This is a genomic window from Micromonospora sp. M71_S20 (assembly GCF_003664255.1).
Classification (GTDB): Bacteria; Actinomycetota; Actinomycetes; order Mycobacteriales; family Micromonosporaceae; genus Micromonospora.
In genome coordinates this window covers 635,773-651,747 of the sequence record NZ_RCCV01000002.1, presented here as the reverse complement: position 1 = coordinate 651,747, position 15,975 = coordinate 635,773, and the positions used below count along the sequence as shown (strand labels likewise).

General features: G+C 73.8%; 19 protein-coding genes and 1 riboswitch. Of the genes, 17 read left to right on the top strand and 2 right to left on the bottom strand.

The window, feature by feature from the left end; genetic code table 11:
* Window positions 1-14: 14 nt before the first annotated feature.
* The 10 genes from DER29_RS23875 (at window position 15) to DER29_RS23830 (ending at window position 6,897) form a co-directional block, all read left to right on the top strand.
* Complete coding sequence (locus DER29_RS23875; RefSeq protein ID WP_233600116.1) at window positions 15-722, top strand: DUF1707 domain-containing protein; 708 nt, start codon at window positions 15-17, stop codon at window positions 720-722.
* A gap of 228 nt (window positions 723-950) precedes the next feature.
* Window positions 951-1,172, top strand: a complete 222-nt coding sequence (infA, locus tag DER29_RS23870; RefSeq protein ID WP_007073013.1) for a translation initiation factor IF-1 — start codon at window positions 951-953, stop codon at window positions 1,170-1,172.
* Window positions 1,173-1,265: 93 nt separating this feature from the next.
* Window positions 1,266-1,379, top strand: a complete 114-nt coding sequence (gene rpmJ, locus DER29_RS23865) for a 50S ribosomal protein L36 (protein ID WP_012184307.1) — start codon at window positions 1,266-1,268, stop codon at window positions 1,377-1,379.
* 262 nt (window positions 1,380-1,641) lie between these two features.
* On the top strand, window positions 1,642-2,022 hold the full coding sequence (rpsM, locus tag DER29_RS23860; protein WP_088998365.1) for a 30S ribosomal protein S13: 381 nt from the start codon (window positions 1,642-1,644) through the stop codon (window positions 2,020-2,022).
* 17 nt (window positions 2,023-2,039) lie between these two features.
* Window positions 2,040-2,447 carry a 30S ribosomal protein S11 gene (rpsK, locus tag DER29_RS23855; RefSeq protein ID WP_014440747.1) on the top strand — a complete coding sequence of 136 codons (408 nt, stop codon included), beginning with the start codon at window positions 2,040-2,042 and terminating at the stop codon, window positions 2,445-2,447.
* 13 nt (window positions 2,448-2,460) lie between these two features.
* The gene (gene rpsD / locus DER29_RS23850) at window positions 2,461-3,087 is read left to right on the top strand and encodes a 30S ribosomal protein S4 (RefSeq protein WP_121399881.1); all 627 of its coding nucleotides are present in this window, start codon (window positions 2,461-2,463) and stop codon (window positions 3,085-3,087) included.
* A 98-nt stretch (window positions 3,088-3,185) separates the two neighbouring features.
* Window positions 3,186-4,208 (top strand): DNA-directed RNA polymerase subunit alpha, encoded by a 1,023-nt coding sequence (locus DER29_RS23845; RefSeq protein WP_013735931.1) that lies wholly within the window; start codon window positions 3,186-3,188, stop codon window positions 4,206-4,208.
* Window positions 4,209-4,242: 34 nt separating this feature from the next.
* Window positions 4,243-4,803 (top strand): 50S ribosomal protein L17, encoded by a 561-nt coding sequence (rplQ, locus tag DER29_RS23840; RefSeq protein ID WP_121399880.1) that lies wholly within the window; start codon window positions 4,243-4,245, stop codon window positions 4,801-4,803.
* A gap of 70 nt (window positions 4,804-4,873) precedes the next feature.
* Complete coding sequence (gene truA, locus DER29_RS23835; protein WP_121399879.1) at window positions 4,874-5,704, top strand: tRNA pseudouridine(38-40) synthase TruA; 831 nt, start codon at window positions 4,874-4,876, stop codon at window positions 5,702-5,704.
* Window positions 5,705-5,844: 140 nt separating this feature from the next.
* Window positions 5,845-6,897, top strand: coding sequence for a P1 family peptidase (locus tag DER29_RS23830; RefSeq protein WP_199729516.1), 1,053 nt, complete (start codon window positions 5,845-5,847; stop codon window positions 6,895-6,897).
* 100 nt (window positions 6,898-6,997) lie between these two features.
* Here the strand turns inward: DER29_RS23830 and DER29_RS23825 are convergent, their stop codons facing one another.
* Entirely contained in the window at window positions 6,998-8,125 is a 1,128-nt protein-coding gene (locus DER29_RS23825; RefSeq protein ID WP_199729515.1) for a hypothetical protein, read from the bottom strand.
* A 256-nt stretch (window positions 8,126-8,381) separates the two neighbouring features.
* Here DER29_RS23825 and DER29_RS23820 point away from each other — a divergent pair, with 256 nt between their 5' ends.
* The 4 genes from DER29_RS23820 to DER29_RS23805 all read left to right on the top strand — a co-directional run bounded on the left by DER29_RS23820 (window position 8,382) and on the right by DER29_RS23805 (window position 12,640).
* On the top strand, window positions 8,382-8,987 hold the full coding sequence (locus DER29_RS23820; RefSeq protein WP_121399877.1) for a class I SAM-dependent methyltransferase: 606 nt from the start codon (window positions 8,382-8,384) through the stop codon (window positions 8,985-8,987).
* Between the two features lie 41 nt (window positions 8,988-9,028).
* Entirely contained in the window at window positions 9,029-10,708 is a 1,680-nt protein-coding gene (locus tag DER29_RS23815; protein ID WP_121400155.1) for an ABC-F family ATP-binding cassette domain-containing protein, read from the top strand.
* The gene (locus tag DER29_RS23810; RefSeq protein ID WP_121399876.1) at window positions 10,705-11,502 is read left to right on the top strand and encodes a nucleotidyltransferase domain-containing protein; all 798 of its coding nucleotides are present in this window, start codon (window positions 10,705-10,707) and stop codon (window positions 11,500-11,502) included. Before DER29_RS23815 ends, DER29_RS23810 begins: the two co-directional genes overlap by 4 nt.
* Window positions 11,503-11,677: 175 nt before the next feature.
* Window positions 11,678-12,640 (top strand): aldo/keto reductase, encoded by a 963-nt coding sequence (locus DER29_RS23805; RefSeq protein WP_199729514.1) that lies wholly within the window; start codon window positions 11,678-11,680, stop codon window positions 12,638-12,640.
* A gap of 252 nt (window positions 12,641-12,892) precedes the next feature.
* Here the strand turns inward: DER29_RS23805 and DER29_RS23800 are convergent, their stop codons facing one another.
* Complete coding sequence (locus DER29_RS23800) at window positions 12,893-13,828, bottom strand: DUF559 domain-containing protein (RefSeq protein WP_121399874.1); 936 nt, start codon at window positions 13,826-13,828, stop codon at window positions 12,893-12,895.
* A 122-nt stretch (window positions 13,829-13,950) separates the two neighbouring features.
* Window positions 13,951-14,059: riboswitch (TPP riboswitch) on the top strand.
* On the opposite strand from DER29_RS23800, the gene thiE reads away from it, so the two are divergent.
* The 3 genes from thiE to thiS all read left to right on the top strand — a co-directional run bounded on the left by thiE (window position 14,054) and on the right by thiS (window position 15,974).
* Window positions 14,054-14,680 carry a thiamine phosphate synthase gene (gene thiE, locus DER29_RS23795; protein ID WP_121399873.1) on the top strand — a complete coding sequence of 209 codons (627 nt, stop codon included), beginning with the start codon at window positions 14,054-14,056 and terminating at the stop codon, window positions 14,678-14,680. Its footprint overlaps the riboswitch before it by 6 nt.
* Window positions 14,674-15,783: a glycine oxidase ThiO gene (gene thiO, locus DER29_RS23790; RefSeq protein ID WP_121399872.1), complete on the top strand. Its 1,110-nt coding sequence runs from the start codon at window positions 14,674-14,676 to the stop codon at window positions 15,781-15,783. Before thiE ends, thiO begins: the two co-directional genes overlap by 7 nt.
* The gene (gene thiS, locus DER29_RS23785; RefSeq protein WP_121399871.1) at window positions 15,774-15,974 is read left to right on the top strand and encodes a sulfur carrier protein ThiS; all 201 of its coding nucleotides are present in this window, start codon (window positions 15,774-15,776) and stop codon (window positions 15,972-15,974) included. Before thiO ends, thiS begins: the two co-directional genes overlap by 10 nt.
* Window position 15,975 lies beyond the last annotated feature (1 nt).

Genomic DNA, 15,975 nt, shown 5'->3' with positions numbered 1-15,975 from the left:
GCATGCTTGCGGGCATGCAGGGACGCGACGGGATGCGGGCCGCCGACGCCGACCGCCAGGCGGTGGCGGAGCGGCTGCGGGTGGCCGTCGACGAGGGCCGGCTGGACCTGCACGAGTACGACGAGCGGTTGCAGCGGGCGTACGCCTCGCGCACGTACGGCGAGCTGGACGCGCTGGTGGTCGACCTGCCGGTGCCGGCCGTTCCGGCGGCGTCGGAGCTCGCCACGCGCCCGGAGACCGTCCCGTCGCCGCCGGAGGCTGTCCGGTCGTCGGCGACGTCGTCCGTGACGGCCCGGTGGCTGGCCGAGGTCTGGCTGCCGTACCTGCGGGTGGTCGCGATCGTGGTGACCGTCTGGGCGGTGACGTCCGCGCTCTCCACGGATCTGCTCTACTTCTGGCCCGTCTGGGTGGCCGGGCCGTGGGGAGGGGTGCTCGTGGTGCGCACGGTCGCCGGCCTCGTCAGCGGGGAGCCGCGGCAGCAGGCCGAGCAGCGGGAGCGACGGCGCGAGCGCCGCCGGGCGAAGCGGGCGCGGAAGCGCGAGCTGGCTGCCCCGGAGGAGGGGCGCCAGGACCCGGTGCGGGAACTGCCGGCCGCCGAGGGGGAGCGTCAGGACCAGGAGCGCGAGCTGGCTGCCCCCGGGGAGGACCGCCGCGGGGCGGAGCGGGAGCTGCCGGCGGCTCCGCCGGAAGGCCGGCGCGGCGGGGCCGACGCCGAGGTCTGAATGGCCCTTTCCGTCCGGTTCGACGCACCGATTCCCGGCCGGTTTGGCGACGGCCCGCAGGCGGGCGTACACTTTCTGATCGGCGCACAGCGTCCACTCCGGCATGCCCACCCTGCGCTTCGGTGGGAGCCGGAGCCGCGGCTGGCGCGGGCAATCTGATCTTGATCGGTGGCCCGTGTAAGACGTTGTGGGCCGTCCGGAGTAACCGACGTCAGGACAGCGGAGTACATGCCGAAAAAAGACGGAGCCATCGAGATCGAGGGTCGGGTCATCGAGCCCCTGCCGAACGCCATGTTCCGGGTGGAGCTCGCGAACGGCCACAAGGTGCTGGCTCACATCAGCGGCAAGATGCGGCAGCACTACATCCGCATCCTGCCGGAGGACCGGGTCGTCGTCGAACTCTCGCCGTACGACCTGACCCGCGGGCGCATCGTCTACCGCTACAAGTAAGCCTGACGGCGGCCGGGACGTCCCCGTGTCCGTCTTCGACGTCCGGTGTCGCGCCTCGGCGCGTCGTCGGGCCAGATGGGAAGTAAGGCAACCGTGAAGGTCAAGCCGAGCGTCAAGAGGATCTGCAACAAGTGCCGGGTCATCCGTCGGCACGGCCGGGTCATGGTCATCTGCACCGACCCGCGCCACAAGCAGCGCCAGGGCTGAACCAGTTCCGGCCGACCGTGTGACAACGGTCGGTCGAAATCGGTCCGGGCCGCGGATCCAGACAACGAATCACATGCTCGTCCCAGCCGCGGGCGGTGCGCGTCGCGTACCTCATCGTGGTTGACCCCCGGTCGGAGGCCGGGGCCCGCTCGGGCAGCGACCGACCCGGTCGCCGGCGCACGACGCCGGTGGCGGAACGGTCGGTAGCGGGGTGGGACGGGTCCACACCTCCGCCAGAACATCACGAGGAGTACGCCCGCACATGGCACGTCTAGTCGGCGTCGACCTCCCCCGCGAGAAGCGGATGGAGATCGCGCTCACCTACATCTTCGGCGTGGGTCGCACCCGGGCCCTGGAGACGCTCTCTGCCACCGGCATCTCGCCGGACAAGCGCGTCCGGGACCTCACGGACGAGGAGCTGGTCCAGCTCCGCAACCACATCGAGGGCAACTACAAGGTTGAAGGCGACCTGCGCCGCGAGGTCGCCGCTGACATCCGCCGCAAGGTCGAAATCGGCTGCTACGCCGGCATCCGGCACCGCCGGGGCCTGCCCGTGCGTGGCCAGCGGACCAAGACCAACGCGCGGACCCGCAAGGGCCCGAAGCGGACCGTCGCCGGCAAGAAGAAGCCCGGCAAGAAGTAATAGGAGCGCACAGACTTATGCCACCGAAGGCTCGTGCCGGAGCCGCCGTCAAGAAGGTCCGGCGCAAGGAACGCAAGAACGTCGCCCACGGGCAGGCGCACATCAAGAGCACCTTCAACAACACCATCGTGTCGATCACCGACCCGACCGGTGCGGTCATCTCCTGGGCCTCCTCGGGCCAGGTGGGCTTCAAGGGCTCCCGCAAGTCGACCCCGTTCGCCGCGCAGCTGGCCGCCGAGGCCGCCGCGCGTCGGGCCATGGAGCACGGCATGCGCAAGGTCGACGTGTTCGTCAAGGGCCCCGGCTCCGGCCGGGAGACCGCCATCCGTTCGCTGCAGGCAGCCGGGCTCGAGGTCGGACAGATCTCCGACGTCACCCCGCAGCCGCACAACGGGTGCCGTCCGCCCAAGCGTCGTCGGGTCTGAGAGGTAGAGAGAGATGGCTCGTTACACCGGTGCTGACTGCCGCCGTTGCCGGCGGGAGAAGATGAAGCTGTTCCTCAAGGGCAGCAAGTGCGATGGCCCGAAGTGCCCGTTCGAGTCCCGGCCGTTCCCGCCCGGGCAGCACGGCCGCGGCCGCACGAAGGAGACGGAGTACCTGCTCCAGCTCCGTGAGAAGCAGAAGGCCCGCCGCGTGTACGGCGTGCTGGAGAAGCAGTTCCGCGGCTACTACGAGGAGGCCGTGGGCAAGAAGGCCAAGACCGGCGAGGTCCTCCTGCAGATCCTCGAGTCGCGGCTGGACAACGTGGTCTACCGGGCCGGCTACGCCAAGTCCCGGGACATGGCCCGCCAGCTCGTCAAGCACGGTCACTTCAACGTGAACGGCAAGAAGGTCGACATCCCGTCGTACCGCGTCAAGGAGCACGACATCATCGAGGTCCGGGGCAAGAGCAAGGAGCTCACCCCGTTCATCGTGGCGCAGGCCGAGGCCGGCTCGAAGTCGGTTCCGGCGTGGCTGGAGGCTATCCCCAGCCAGATGAAGGTGCTCGTGCACTCGCTCCCGGCCCGTCAGGTCATCGACACGCAGGTCCAGGAGCAGCTGATCGTCGAGCTCTACTCCAAGTAGTCGGAGCTCGTTGCGGTGGCCCGTCCTTCCGGGGCGGGCCACCGGAACAGTTTGTCGTGGGCGTCATATGGCGGGCGCCCCGGAAGAGAAGAGAAGACATGCTCATCAGCCAGCGACCGACTCTCTCCGAGGAGTCGATCAACGAGACCCGGTCCCGGTTCACCATCGAGCCGCTGGAGCCGGGCTTCGGCTACACCCTGGGCAACTCGCTGCGGCGCACGCTGCTGTCGTCGATCCCGGGTGCGGCGGTCACCTCGATCAAGATCGACGGCGTGCTGCACGAGTTCACCACGATCCCCGGTGTCAAGGAGGACGTGGTCGAGCTCGTCATGAACATCAAGGAGCTGTGCGTCAGCTCCGAGCACGACGAGCCGGTCAGCATGTACCTGCGCAAGCAGGGCCCGGGCGACGTGACGGCGGGCGACATCCAGCCGCCGGCCGGTGTCTCGGTGCACAACCCGGACCTGAAGCTCGCCACCCTCAACGGCAAGGGCCGGCTCGACATGGAGCTGACCGTCGAGCGGGGTCGCGGCTACGTCACGGCGGCGCAGAACAAGCAGGCCGGCGCCGAGATCGGCCGGATCCCGGTCGACTCGATCTACTCGCCGGTGCTGAAGGTGACGTACCGCGTCGAGGCGACCCGTGTCGAGCAGCGGACCGACTTCGACCGGCTGATCATCGACGTCGAGACCAAGCCGTCGATGGGCCCGCGTACCGCGCTGGCCTCCGCCGGCTCGACGCTGGTGGAGCTGTTCGGTCTGGCCCGGGAGCTGGACGAGACCGCCGAGGGCATCGACATCGGGCCGTCCCCGCAGGACGCCCAGCTCGCGGCCGACCTGGCGCTGCCGATCGAGGAGCTGGACCTGACCGTCCGCTCCTACAACTGCCTCAAGCGCGAGGGCATCAACTCCGTTGGTGAGCTCATCGGGCGTACCGAGGCCGACCTCCTCGACATCCGCAACTTCGGTCAGAAGTCGATCGACGAGGTCAAGATGAAGCTCGCCGGGATGGGTCTGGGGCTGAAGGACTCGGCCCCGAACTTCGACCCGGCGCACGTCGTGGACGCCTTCGGCGAGGCCGACTACGACACCGACGACTATCGCGAGACCGAGCAGCTCTAGTCCGCGCTGCCGCCACACCTGAGGAGCACCAAGCATGCCCACGCCCACCAAGGGCCCCCGCCTCGGCGGCAGCCCCGCGCACGAGCGGCTGATGCTGGCCAACCTGGCCACTGCGCTGTTCCAGCACGGCAAGATCAAGACCACCGAGACGAAGGCCCGGCGGCTGCGTCCGCTGGCCGAGCAGCTCATCACCAAGGCCAAGCGTGGCGACCTGGCGTCCCGCCGGCGGGTGCTGGGCGTCGTCAAGGACAAGGACGTGGTCTACTCCCTGTTCGACCAGATCGCGCCGCGGTTCGCCACCCGCAACGGTGGCTACACCCGGATCGTGAAGACCGGTCCGCGCAAGGGTGACAACGCGCCGATGGCGATCATCGAGCTTGTCGAGGAGCTTCAGGTCGCCGAGCCGAAGGCGAACAAGAAGACCGCCGCCCGCAAGGCCGCGCAGCAGGACAAGGTCGAGGCGCTCGCCCCGGCCGAGGAGGCCCCGAAGTCGAACTCGGGCGACCAGGACGCCGAGCCGCCCGTGTCGGCGTCCGGCGACACCGCCGCCGCCCGCGAGGACAGCGACGAGGCCGGCGAGAACGACAAGGCCTGATCCAGGCCACCGTCGGGCCCGGCACCCCCTCGCGGGGTGCCGGGCCCGACCCCGTGAGGCGGAGGTACGAGTGGACGAGCGCACCCGGCTGCGGCTGGACGTCGCGTACGACGGGTCGGGCTTCTCCGGCTGGGCCGCCCAGCCCACCCGGCGCACGGTCGCCGGGGTGCTCGTGGAGACCCTCGACCTGGTCCTCGGCGCGGGTACGGCGACCGGCCTGACCGTGGCGGGCCGCACCGACGCCGGGGTGCACGCCAGCGGGCAGGTCTGCCACGTCGACCTGCCGACCGCCGTGTGGCGGGAGCACGGGGGACGGCTGCTGCGCCGACTGGCCCGGCTGCTCCCCACCGACGTCCGGGTACGCGCGATGGCCGAGGTGCCCGCCGACTTCGACGCCCGGTTCTCGGCCACCTTCCGCCGCTACGAGTACCGGGTGACCGACGCGCCGTGGGGCGTCGAGCCGCTGCGCCGGCACGAGATTCTGGCCTGGCCGAAGCCGCTGGACCTGGCCGCGTTGAACGCCGCCGCGGCGGGACTGGTGGGGGAGCACGACTTCGCCGCGTACTGCCGGCGCAAGGAGCACGCCACGACGCTGCGCGAGGTGACCCGGCTGGACTGGCGGCGGGACCCGGACGGGATCCTCGTGGCCACCGTGCAGGCCGACGCGTTCTGCCAGGCGATGGTCCGCAGCCTGGTCGGGGCCATGCTGGTCGCCGGGGACGGGCGCCGGCCGGTCGAGTGGCCGGGCAGCCTGCTGGCCCGCCGGGAACGCTCCAGCGAGGTGACCGTGGCACCGGCGCACGGGCTCACCCTGGTCGCCGTCGGCTACCCCGAGGACCCGGCCGAGTACGCCCACCGCGCCGAGGCGACCCGCCGGCTGCGCGTACCCGTGGAGGGCTGACCGCCCGGGGCTTGCGTCCCGACCGGCGGCTGCCGGATCCTCGGGCCGGGGCGAGCGGCTGCGCCGGGACGGGGGCGGTCGCCCGCCGGGCCCGCGCCCGGCCCCGGCAGAGCACCGTCGACCGTCAAGGAGTGGAAGCCGTGCAGGAACCTCGCCGTGGACGGGACCTCGGCATCGTCGTCGGGACGCTGCCGACGGGACCGCTGAACGCCGTCACCGACGTGCCCGGCGTACGGGTGGGCCACACGACGCTGGTCGACGGGGACAGCATCCGCAGCGGGGTGACGGCGATCGTCCCGGACCAGCTGACCGACCGCCGGTCGCTGCCGGCGGGGCTGTTCGTGGGCAACGGGCACGGCAAGATGGTCGGTTCGACCCAGGTTGCCGAGCTGGGCGAGATCGAGACCCCCGTGGTGCTGACCGCGACGCTGTCGACGTTCCGGGCCGCGGACGCGCTGGTCACGTACATGCTCCGGCAGCCGGGCCGGGAGACGGTCGAGTCGCTGAACCCGGTGGTGGCGGAGACCAACGACGGGTTCCTGTCCGACATCCGGGCGCGGCCGGTGCGGGCGGAGCACGTCCTCGCCGCGCTGGCGGAGGCCCGCGGCGGGCTGCCGGCGGAGGGCGCCGTCGGCGCTGGTACGGGCACGGCGGCCCTCGGCTTCAAGGCCGGCATCGGGACGTCCTCGCGGCTCGCCACGACGTCCCGTGGCCCCGTCACCGTCGGTGTGCTGGTGCAGTCCAACTTCTCCGGCGTGCTTCAGGTGTCCGGGGTGCCGATCCGGCCCGAGCAGGTGGGGGTGCCGACCCTGTCGCGCCCCGGCCGGCTCGAGCACCCGGGCAACTCCTGCGTCATCGTGGTCGCCACGGACGGCCGCCTCGACGCGCGGCAGCTGGGTCGCGTCGCCCGCCGGGCCATCTTCGCGATGGCGCGCGTCGGCTCGGACTTCGCCGGGGGCAGCGGCGACTACGCCCTGGCGTTCTCCACCGCCGACACGCAGGCACCGACGGCGCCGGAGTCCGACCTGGAGCCGGTCTTCGCGGCGGTGCTGGAGGCCGTGGAGGAGGCACTGCTGAACTCGCTGTTCATGGCGCGCACCACCGTCGGCGTCAACGGACGCGTCAAGTACGCGGTCCCGCACGACCGGATGCTCGACCTGCTACGGGCCCACCGGGTCGCGCTGCGGACCTGAGTGGCCGGCGGCGACGCGCGGAACGGGTACGCGGCCGTGGCCCACGTACCCGTTGCCTCACTCACCGTCGGCGGGCTCGCCGCCCGCCCTCGCGACCCGGTCAGTCGCCCCCGTCCTGCGTGCCGGTGTCGCCCGCACCATCGTCGGTCGGCTGGCCGGCCGTGCCGCCGTCCGCCCGGCGCTCCAGCACGCCCCGGTTGAGATGCAGCTCGATCATGTCGAAGAGGATCTCCCGGGCCCTCGTGTCGCCGGACCTGATCGTCTCGCCGTCGCTGCGGGCGACCACCGCGTACGCGAGGTAGTGGCCGCGCACCTGCCAGCCGACGCGGGCCGGCGCGGTGGCGATCGCCGCGCTGTCCTCGTCGGCCGCCATGCCCCGGAACCGGCCCTCCCGCTCGTCGAGCAGCAACCGGATCCGGTCCCGGGCGCGTTCGGCGTTGGCCCGGTCGGTCAGGTTGAACAACCCGGTGGTGACGAGGTGGCCGCCGTCGGGCGTCCGCAGCGTGGCCCGGACCACCTGGGTGCAGCCGAGGCGGACCAGCAGGTCGGCGACCTCACCGGTGGCCGCCACCGCGCAGCTGGCGCTGGACTGGCTCTTCAACACCTTGTAGGCGGGCTCTCCGTCGGCGACGACGAGCTGCTTGCCGGGGAAGAGCTCCTTGGCGGTCAGCGGCGCCTGGTCGGTGTCCCGCGAGTCGAGGGCCTGCGCCCCGACGTCGGCGGACTCGGCCGCCTCCGGTTGGGACGTGCGCGCCGTCTGCGGCGTCCCGTCGCGCTCGGCCAGCAGGGCGGCGGCACCGAGGCCGCAGAGCGCGAGCAGCGCCAGGACGGCCGCGCCGCCGACCACGACCTGCCACCACCGGCCGCCGCCACCCCGCTGCGACCGCCCGGCCGACAGCGGCGGCTCGACGCGCGGCGGTTCGACCGGCGCGGGCGGCTCGACCGGCGGCGGCTCGACCGGCGCGGGCGGCTGTGCCGGCGCCTGCGCCTCGACGGGTGCCCGCACATGGGCGGGCGCCGGAGGCGACACCTGCGCCACGGCGCGGACCGGCTCCGGCGCGGCGGAGGGCAGCGCGACCCGGTTGGCGCGGGGCAGCGACGGCGTCGGGAAGCGGGACGGGGAGGGGCCGGCTGGGGGAGGCGGACCGGCACCGAGCACCGACCCGTCGGACCCGGGCTCCGGGTACTCCATGAATGCGTCCTCATCGGACTCGTACCGATACACCATGCCGCCCAGAGTAGGAGGCATTGTCCCTTTAGGTGCGAATAATGGGAAATTGCGGGCAGAGTCATTTCGTCCCGTGCTGGGCACCCGCGCCGGTCCCGCGTCGCCGTGCCGGGCCTACGCCGCCGTGCCGGGCCCGCGCCGCCGCCCCTGCCGGCCGTGGCCCGCGCCGCCGTGCCGGGCCTGGTCGGCCTGGTCGGCCCGGTCGTGCCGCCGGGCCCGCGCCGGGGTGGCCGGTGGCGGTGCGAGAATTGCCGGCGTGACCGGCGAACACTACTTCACCGCTGAACCCACGACCGCCGCCAGCCCGCGCGAGGTCGAGTTCTCCGTCGCCGGCCGCGACTACGCCCTGGCGTCCTCCGCCGGCGTCTTCTCCGCCGCCCGCCTCGACCCCGGCACGGCGGTGCTGCTGCGCAAGGCCGAGCTGCCGTCCGCCGGAACCACCGGCGCCCTGCTCGACCTCGGCTGCGGCTTCGGCCCGATCACCTGCGTGCTCGCCAGCTCCGCGCCGTCGGCGACCGTGTGGGCCGTCGACGTCAACGAACGGGCCCGCGAACTCACCGCGGCCAACGCGGCGCGGGTCGGCGCGGCCGACCGGGTGCGCGTCGCCGCGCCGGACGACGTACCCGCCGATCTGACCTTGGCGGAGATCTGGTCCAACCCCCCGATCCACGTCGGCAAGGACGAGCTGCACGGGATCCTGCTGCGCTGGCTGCCCCGGCTCGCCCCGAACGGCGTCGCCTGGCTGGTGGTGGCCCGCTATCTCGGCGGGGATTCGTTGCAGCGCTGGCTGGTCGAGCAGGGCTGGCAGGTGGGGCGCCACGCCAGCCAGAAGGGCTACCGGGTGCTGCGGGTCACCCGGTAAATGATTGGGCCGCCCGGCCCGTGCTCGGGCAGGATGCCGACGTGGGATACGTGGACGTGGCAGCGGTCGGGCACATTCTTCCCGACGGTCGGGAACTCTTCTCCGACGTGTCGTTCCGGGTCGGGGAGGGCGCCAAGGTGGCCCTGGTCGGGCCGAACGGCGCGGGCAAGACGACGTTGCTGCGGATGGTCGCCGGCGACCTGCCGGTGAAGACCGGCGCGATCGCGCGCTCCGGCGGGCTGGGCGTGATGCGCCAGTTCATCGGGATGATCGGCGACGAGTCCACGCTGGCCGACATGGCCCTGTCGCTGGCCCCGCCCGCGCTGCGCGACGCCGGCCGCCGGCTGGTCGAGACCGAGGGGGCCATGCGCGCCGCCGAGGTCCGCGGCAAGTACAGCACCGCCGCCGGCAAGGCCCAGCTGGCGTACGCGGACGCGCTCGCGGCCTGGGGCGAAATCGGCGGGTACGACGCCGAGGTGCTCTTCGACACGGTCGCCACCATCGTGCTCGGCCTGCCCTGGGAGAGCGCCCGGGAACGGCCCGTCCGGACCCTCTCCGGCGGTCAGCAGAAGCGCTTCGCCCTCGAACTGCTGCTGCGCGGCCCCGACGAGGTGCTGCTCCTCGACGAGCCGGACAACTTCCTCGACGTGCCCGGCAAGCGCTGGCTGGAAGGGCGGCTGCGCGAGTCGACCAAGTCGGTGCTCTACGTCTCGCACGACCGGGAGCTGCTCGCCCACACCGCCGACCGGGTGGTCGCCGTGGAGGGCGGCAGCGCCTGGGTGCACCCGGGGGGCTTCGCGAGTTGGCACGAGGCCCGGCTGGCCCGGCACGCCCGCCTCGACGAACTGCGCAGGCGGTGGGACGAGGAGCACCAGAAGCTGCGCGAGCTGATGCTGATGTACAAGCAGAAGGCCGCGTACAACGACGGGCTGGCGTCGCGCTACCAGGCCGCGCAGACCCGGTTGCGCAAGTTCGAGGAGGCCGGGCCGCCGCCCGTACCGCCGAAGGACCAGGACATCCGGATGCAGCTCACCGGCGGGCGGACCGGCAAGCGCGCGGTGATCTGCGAGCAGCTGGAGCTCGACGGCCTGACCTTCCCGTTCGACCTGGAGATCTGGTACGGCGACCGGGTCGCCGTGCTCGGCGCCAACGGCACGGGCAAGTCGCACTTCCTGCGGCTGCTCGCCCGGGGCGGCACCGACCCCGACCCGGCCAACGGGCCGGTCGACGGCGCCGCCGCGCTCGCGCCGGTGGTGCACGACGGGGTGGCCCGGCTCGGCGCCCGCGTACGCCCCGGACACTTCTCGCAGACCCACGACCGGCCGGAGCTGATGGCGAAGACCCTCGTCGAGATCCTCTGGCGGGGCGACGAGCACCGGACCGGCATGGACCGGCACGCCGCGATGGCGGCGCTGAGCCGGTACGAGCTGGCGGGGCAGGGCGACCAGCGCTTCGGCACCCTCTCCGGCGGTCAGCAGGCGCGCTTCCTGGTGCTGCTGCTGGAGCTGTCCGGCGCGACGCTGCTGCTGCTCGACGAGCCCACCGACAACCTCGACCTGGCCTCGGCGGAGGCGCTGGAGGCCGGGCTGACGGCGTTCGAGGGGACCGTGGTGGCGGTGACCCACGACCGCTGGTTCACCCGCTCCTTCGACCGGTTCGTGCTCTTCCGGGGCGACAACGAGGTGGTGGAGACCCCGGAACCGGTCTGGGACGTGGCGTGATCCCCGCCGACCTGGCCGACCGCCTCTGCGCGGTCGGCGGGGTCGTCGCCGTCGCCCTCGGCGGCAGCCGGGCCCGGGGCGAGCACCGGCCCGACTCCGACTGGGACCTCGGCCTCTACTACCGGGGCGAGCTTGACGTGCCGGGCCTGCGCGCCGTCGCCGCGACCGTCGCCGACGAGGCGGTCGAGCTGACCCCGCCCGGCGGCTGGGGGCCGTGGGTCGACGGCGGCGGATGGCTGCGCGTCGGCGGGGCGGCGGTCGACTGGATCTACCGTGACCTCGACCGGGTGCACCGGATCTGGGCCGACTGCCGGGCCGGCCGGTACGAGATCGGCGTGCAGGCCGGGCACCCGCTCGGTTTCTACTCGTCCGCCTACGCCGGCGAGGTGGCGCTCTGCCGCGTGCTCGGCGACCCGACCGGTGAGCTGACCGCGCTGCGGGAGGAGACCCGCGCGTACCCGCCGGCCCTGGCCGAGGCCCTCACCGCCGGCGGGTGGGAGGCCCGGTTCCTGGTCGACGGCGCGGCCAAGGCCGCCGTGGCCGGCGACGGCGGGTACGTGGCCGGCTGCCTGTTCCGGGCGATCGGGGTACTCACCCAGGTGCTGCACGCCCGGGCGGGGCGGTGGCTGGTCAACGAGAAGGGCATGATCGCCGCCGCGGGGCGGCTGCCCGGCGCGCCGCCCGACTTCGCCCGGCGGGCGCAGGCGCTGCTCGGCGCGGTCGGGCACACGCCGGACGAGCTGGCCGGCACGCTCGCCGCCGCCCGCCGGCTCGTCGCCGACGTGCTCGACTGACGGTCCGCGACGTACGCCGGGCGGCTCCGCCGTCGGTGCGCGTGGTTCCTGCGTGGTCCGCGGGTGCGTGGGGTCGTGCTTGGGTCCTGCCGTCCGCGGGGCCTGGTTCGGCTTCGCGGTCCGTGCGTGTGGTGGGCTGCGCGGTCCGCAGCGTGCGCCCGGCGGCCGGCATAGGGTGGATCTCGTGACTGAGATGACCTACCGCCGGTTGGGCGACTCCGGGCTCGTGGTGTCCGTGGTCGGCATCGGCTGCAACAACTTCGGCCGCAAGCTCGACCTCGACGGCACCCGGGCGGTGGTCGACGCCGCGCTCGACGCCGGGATCAACTTCTTCGACACCGCCGACATCTACGGGGAGCCGCAGGGCGGCTCCGAGGAACTGCTGGGCCAGGCGCTCAAGGGCCGGCGCGACGACGTCGTGGTGGCCACCAAGTTCGGCATGGACATGAACGGCATGAACGGCCCCGACTTCGGCGCCCGGGGCGCCCGTCGCTACATCGCCCGGGCGGTGGAGGCGTCGCTGCGCCGGCTCGGCACCGACCACATCGACCTGTACCAGATGCACGAGCCCGACCCGGGCACCCCGATCGACGAGACGCTCGCCGCGCTCGACGACCTCGTCCGGGCCGGCAAGGTCCGCTACCTGGGCAACTCCAACTTCGCCGGCTGGCAGATCGCCGACGCGGACTGGGTGGCCTCGTCGAACGGCCGGTCCCGGTTCATCAGCGCACAGAACCACTACAGCCTGCTGGAGCGCGGCGTCGAGGCCGAGGTGGTGCCGGCGTGCGGGCGCTTCGGCCTCGGGCTGCTGCCGTTCTTCCCGCTGGCCAACGGGCTGCTCACCGGCAAGTACAAGCGCAACGAGGCCCCGCCGGCCGGCAGCCGCCTCGCCGGTGGCGGCCGGTACGCCCAGCGACTCGCCGCCGCCGACTGGGACACCATCGAGGCGATCGAGTCGTACGCCGCCGAGCGGGGGCTGTCGATGCTCCAGGTGGCGATCGGCGGGCTGGCCGCCCAGCTCGCGGTGACCTCTGTGATCGCCGGCGCCACCACGCCCGAGCAGGTACGCGCCAACGCGGCGGCGGGCACCTGGCAGCCCAACGACGAGGACCTCGAAGCCCTGCGCGCCGCCCTCTGACGGGACGTGCCCGCCCTGCCTTGTCCGGGCCGGGGCCGGGCCTCCACGGGTGGAACACCACGCATGTCTCCGGCCCGGGGAAGCAGCCCTGGTGTTCCACCCGTTCCCGCCGCCCGCCCGCGGGCTGCCTTCCCAGGTGTCCCGTGGCCGGCGCACCTGCGCGGGGTGGCCGGTCGCGGCGTGTGCCGGGTGGACCTCCCGCCTGTCACCCGCCGGAGCCGGCTTGCACCGCCGGGTGGAACGTCAGGGCTGTCACCGGGGGCGGATGACAGCCCTGACGTTCCGCTCGTCGGCGCGTTCGTGCAGGGCGGTGGCGACGAGGCGTACCGTCCGGGCCCGGTGCCGGAGCACGTCGTCGGCGGTGAAGCGCAGGACGATCCAGCCGGCCGCGCGCAGCGCGTTAAGCCGGGCGACGTCCTGGCGGAAGTGGGCACGCTCGCGGTGGTGGTCGCCGTCGTACTCGACCGCGACGCGCAGGGCGGGCGAGGCCAGGTCCACCCGACCGACGAACCGTCCTCGGGCGTCGAGCACGTCGTGCTGCGCCGTGAACGGGGGAAGCCCGGCGTCGAGGAGGAGGAGGAGCCGTAACCGGGTCTCCATCGGGGACTCACTCAGGGGCTCGGCCAGCGCCAGCACCTCCCGCAGCAGCGGCAGCCCGGGCCAGCGGGGACGAGCGTCGGCGAATGCCCGCAGGGCCGGCAGCTTGACCACCCGGCGGTGCAGCAGTGCGTCGACGGCGACGAGGGCCTCGGGGCGCGGCGCCTGTCGCCCGAGGTCGAACGCCGTTCGTAGCGGCGTGGTGACCGGTAGGCCTCCGAAGCTGGTCAGATCGCTTTCCGGCAGGTTCGAACGGGTGGCGGACAGCCGGGGATGCGGACGCAGCCGCGCCGAGCGAGGAAGGAGGACGCTGACCGGAGCGTCGCGGGCCAGAAGGTCGACGCCCCACAGGTACGCGGCGCTCATCCCGGCGATCGCGGCGCCTGCGGGCAGGAGCAGGGCGACCGCATCACACCAGAGCCGATGGTCCGGTGCGCGCAGCGCGTCCCGGTGCACGTACACGTCCGGGAGGAGGCGTTGCCAGGTCGGCCCGCGCAGCATGGCGCGGCTCAGGAGTCCTTCGGCGATGGCGGTGCTGGCCCGGAACGGCAGGAAGGCGAGGCGGGGCGGTACCCGGGCGGCGGAGGGCATCCGGACAGCATCGCGTGACGGGACGGTCACGCGCCGTCCCGTCCCTCGGGTTCGAGCTGTCGGTGTGAAATCCGCGGCTCGACCTTGGCGGATCCGGCGATCCGTCGTACGGTGACACCCGCAAGTGACCCACGGGAGCCCGGTACACCGGGCTGAGAGGGGGGCTGTGAGCCCCCGACCGTCGAACCTGATCCGGGTAATGCCGGCGCAGGGAGGAGTGTTGCCGTGCCGTCCCTCGGGCGACTGCATCTCATCACCGACACCCGACCCGGGCGGGATCCGCTCGCCGTGCTGCGGGCCGCCCTCCCGGTGGCCCGCGCGGAACTGGTCGTGCAGGTCCGGGTGACCGACGACGCCACGGACCGGGAGGCGTACGACCTGGCCCGCCGGGTGGTCGCGCTCTGCGCCCGGTACGACGCCACCTGCCTGGTGAACGACCTGCTGCACGTGGCGCTGGCCGTGGGCGCAGCCGGTGGGCACGTCGGCGCGGACGACCTGCCGGTCGGGGCGGCCCGCCGGGTGCTCGGCGCGACTGCCGTGCTCGGCGCGACCGCCCGGGAGCCGGGGACGGCCGCCGAGGCGGTCGCCGCCGGGGCCAGCTACCTGGGCGTGGGCCCCTGCCACGCCACCGGCACCAAGACGGGGCTGCCGGCGCCGATCGGCCCGGCGGGGGTACGCGCCGTCGCCGACGCCGTGGACGTGCCGGTCGTCGCGATCGGCGGGGTGACCGCCGCGAGGGTGCCCGCGCTGCTGGCCGCCGGGGCGTACGGGGTGGCGGTGGTGGGGGCCCTCTCCGGGGCGGCGGATCCGGCCCGGGCGACGGCGGAGCTGCTGGGAGCACTGGGGTGCTGAACCGACCGGATGTCGCCGTGGTGGGGGCGGGACCGGTCGGGCTGGCGATCGCCTGGCGCTGCGCGCAGCGCGGACTGCGCGTCGTCGTGCACGACCCCGCCCCGGGATCCGGCGCGTCCCACGTCGCCGCCGGCATGCTCGCCCCGGTCGCCGAGGCGTACTTCGGCGAGCATGAGCTGACCGGGCTGCTGACCGCCTCCGCCGCCCGCTGGCCGGCCTTCGCCGCCGAACTGACCGCCGCCACCGGTGTGGACGTCGGCTACCGGAGCGAGGGCACGCTGATGGTCGGGCTCACCGCCGACGACCTGGCCGAGGTGCGCCGGCTGTGGGCGTACCAGCAGGGGATCGGGCTGCCGGTGACGCCGCTGCGCCCGTCGGCGCTGCGGGACCGCGAGCCGGCGCTGGCGCCCCGGGTGCGCGGCGGCGCGCTCGCCGCCACGGACCACCAGGTCGACCCGCGCCGGTTGGTGCCCGCGCTGCGCACGGCCGCCGAGCGGGCCGGCGCCACGCTGGTACCCGCCGCCGTGTGCTTCCTGTCCGACGTGGACGCCGACGTCACGGTGGTCGCGGCCGGCTGCGGCGCGGCGGCCCTGACCGGGCTGCCGGTGCGGCCGGTGAAGGGGCAGGTGGTCCGGCTCCGCGCGCCCGGCGGCGCCGCGCCGGGCTTCCGGCACGTCATCCGGGGGTACGTCGACGGCGAGCACGTCTACCTAGTCCCCCGCGACGACGGGGAGGTGGTGGTGGGCGCGACCGTCGAGGAGCGCTCCGACACCGACGTGTCCGCCGGGGCGGTGCTGCGCCTGCTGCGCGCCGCCGTCGACCTGCTGCCCGAGCTGACCGAGTACGACCTGGTCGAGATCCTTGCCGGCCTGCGCCCCGGCACCCCCGACAACGCCCCGATCCTCGGCCCCCTGCCCGGCCGGCCCGGCGTGCTCGCCGCCACCGGGCACCACCGGCACGGCATCGTGCTCACCCCGGTCACCGCCGACCTGATCGCCGAGCTGGTCGTCACGGGTGCGGCGGACCCCCTGCTCGCCCCCTTCACCCCGGCCCGGTTCGGGCACGACCCGTCCGCACCCGAGAAGGAGCACACGTGGAACTGACGGTGAACGGCACCGGGCGCAGCCTGCCCGGCGGCTCGACCGTGGCGGACCTGGTCCGCGCGGTCACCGACCAGCAGCGCGGCCTCGCCGTCGCGGTCAACGGGGAGGTGGTGCCGCGTACTGGCTGGCCGGCGACCGTGCTGCGCGACGGCGACCGCGTCGAGGTGCTCAGCGCCGCCCAGGGCGGGTGAC